We start from the raw sequence: 2,643 nt of genomic DNA on the forward strand, positions 1-2,643 counted from the left end.
CGCCCTACGCCGGTGGCGGAGATGGTGGCCCGCATCCACCGTCACGGCCGCATCGCCATGGCCGATGTCTCGACCCGTGCCGAGGGCCGTGCCGCCGCCGCGGCCGGCGCCGACATCGTCGCCTCGACCCTGGCCGGCTATGTCGCCGGGCCCGAGCCGACCGAACCGGACCTGGCGCTGGTCGCCGACCTGGCGGCGGACGGCTTCACCGTGATCGCCGAAGGCAATGTACGGACGCCGGAGCATGCGGCCTCCGCCTTGGCCGCCGGGGCCTTCGCGGTCGTCGCCGGGTCGGCCATCACAAGGCCGGAGCATGTGACGCGCTGGTTCCTCGACGCCCTCGGCGCCGGCTGAGGGCCGTCCTTCAAACCAAGACAAACAGGGGGCAAACCATGACGATCATTCTGCGCAAGACCCTGCTGGCGGGGCTGGCCCTGCCGTTCCTGTCCTCCGCCGCCATGGCGGGCGAGGTCACGCTGCTGTTCTGGCCGGGGCCGGAGAGCGAGGCGATGCAGAAGGTGCTGGACGCCTACAATGCCGGGCCGGGCAAGGCCGACGGCGTCACCGTCAAGCAGCTGCTGTTCAGCCGCCAGGGCTATTTCGAGAAGGAGCAGGCGGATCTGGCCGCGGGGTCGAGCGAGTTCGACCTGGCGCTGGTCACCACCTACACGCTCGGCCGCTACGCCCCTTATCTCGACCCGATCGACGTCCAGGTCCCGGCCGAGGCCAAGGCCGGCTTCGCGCCGGTGGCGCTGCAATCCGTCACCCTGGACGGCAAGCTGTACGGCGTGCCGACCGACATCTCGGTGCATTTCCTCTACTACCGCAAGGATCTGGTCGACCGGCTGCTGTCCGACGCCGACTGGCAGAAGCGCTACGCCGCGATCGCCAAGGAGAAGCTCGGGCGCGAGATGCAGCCGAAGGCGCCGGACGACTGGAACTGGGACGACTGGATCGTCGCCGCCCTGTTCTTCAGCGCCGCCGACAACCCGGACAGCCCGACCCGCTTCGGCACCGTGCTGCAGATGAAGAACCTGATCTTCAACGTGATGTTGTGGCAGGCCACCCTGGTGTCCAACGGCGGCGACTGGCTGGCCGACGGCAAGCCGGCAATCGACGGCCCTGCCGCCCGCACCGGCCTGCAGGTCTACAAGACCCTGATCGACGCCAAGGCCACGCCGCCCGGATCGATCAGCTACGAGTATCCGGAGGCCAACGCCGCCTTCCAGGCCGGCCAGGCGGCCACCATGCTGCAATGGAACGCGGCCTATACCGAGTTGAACGACCCGGCCAAGTCGCCCACGGTCGCCGGCAAGATCGGCCTGGCCCCGCTGCCGGCCGGCAGCGCCGGGCACAAGAGCCATGTCCATTCCCTCGGCATCGGCCTGAACAAGGCGTCGAAGAACAAGGAAGACGCCGGCAAGGTGCTGGCCTGGCTGGCGACCAGGGACGCCATGACCGTCTACGCCCAGGCCGGCGGCACACCGCCGGTGCCGGAGATCCTGAAGGCGATGGCGTCGACCCGGCCGGAATTCCCGCTGGTCGGCGATTTCGTCGACCGTTACGGCTTCGTCGTCACCGGAGGCACCGCCGCCTATGCCGTGCCGGTTTATGAGGTGTTGGCGGAAAAATTCTCCGCCTTTTGGGCCGGGCAGATCGACCTCGACACCGCGCTGAAGCAGGCGGCCGAGGGCATGGCCGAGCGGATCAAGGGCTGATGGCATCGACAGCCGGGCGCCGGCCCTATGAGGGGCGCTGGGACGGGCTGTGGCTGCTCGGGCCGCTGCTGCTGTTCCTGGCGCTCCTGCTCGGCTTCCCGGCCGTCGCCAACCTGGTCTACAGCCTCAGCGAGGTGCGCTTCACCGGGCTGTGGTCGCCGCGCTGGGTCGGGCTGGACAACTACCGCGCGGTGCTGGCCGACCCGGCCTTCTGGGCCGCGGTCGGCTTCTCCGCCCGCTTCGCCCTGGCGGTCACCGCGGCGCAGCTGCTGCTCGGCTTCGCCCTGGTGCTGGCGCTCGACCCGCTGATCGCCAAGCGGCGTTGGCTGATGGCCTTCTTGCTGCTGCCGATGATGGTGTCGCCGGCGCTGCTCGGCGTGATGTACCGGCTGATGCTGAACGACTTCGTCGGCGTCATCCCGCAATACCTGCAGATGGTCGGGTTCAGCGGCAACCTGCTGGGTGCCGACTGGGCCTTCGCCACTGTCGCGGTGATCGAGGTGCTGCAATGGACGCCCTTCGCCTTCCTGGCGCTGCTGACCGCCTACCAGGCGATCCCGGGCGAGCTGGTGGAGGCGGCCCGGATCGACGGCGCCGGGCCCTGGGCCGTGTTCCGCCGCATCACCCTGCCGCTGATGGTGCCGGCGCTGGCGATCACCGGCTTCATCCGCTTCATCGACAGCTTCCGGGTGTTCGACCATATCTATGTGCTGACCGGCGGCGGCCCGGGCACGCTGACCCAGAGCCTGTCGATCTACATCTACCGCACCTTCTTCCAGCAGGAGCGGATCGGCCCCGCCGTCGCCGCCTCGATGCTGCTGCTCCTGGCCTCGGTGGTGGTGCTGCGCCTGCTGATGGCGCAGATGCTGAGGGGATCGCGGCGATGAGAGCTGCTGGCTGGAGGTCTGCCCCAAATGAGTCCCCC

At 69.2% G+C, this 2,643-nt stretch carries 3 protein-coding genes; all 3 read left to right on the top strand.

All coding sequences use genetic code 11. From position 1 onward, the window contains the following. Window positions 1–354 (top strand): beta/alpha barrel domain-containing protein (locus tag P409_RS31375; protein WP_034847738.1); only part of this gene is annotated, 354 nt, incomplete at its 5' end. 38 nt (window positions 355–392) lie between these two features. Next, window positions 393–1,718 carry an ABC transporter substrate-binding protein gene (locus P409_RS31380; RefSeq protein ID WP_034847735.1) on the top strand — a complete coding sequence of 442 codons (1,326 nt, stop codon included), beginning with the start codon at window positions 393–395 and terminating at the stop codon, window positions 1,716–1,718. Beyond that, window positions 1,718–2,605, top strand: coding sequence for a carbohydrate ABC transporter permease (locus P409_RS31385; protein ID WP_052121618.1), 888 nt, complete (start codon window positions 1,718–1,720; stop codon window positions 2,603–2,605). The genes P409_RS31380 and P409_RS31385 overlap by 1 nt, the downstream gene beginning before the upstream one ends. The last annotated feature ends 38 nt before the right edge of the window (window positions 2,606–2,643 follow it).

Origin of the sequence: Inquilinus limosus MP06 (assembly GCF_000767795.1) — a bacterium.
Taxonomy (GTDB): Bacteria; Pseudomonadota; Alphaproteobacteria; order DSM-16000; family Inquilinaceae; genus Inquilinus; species Inquilinus limosus_E.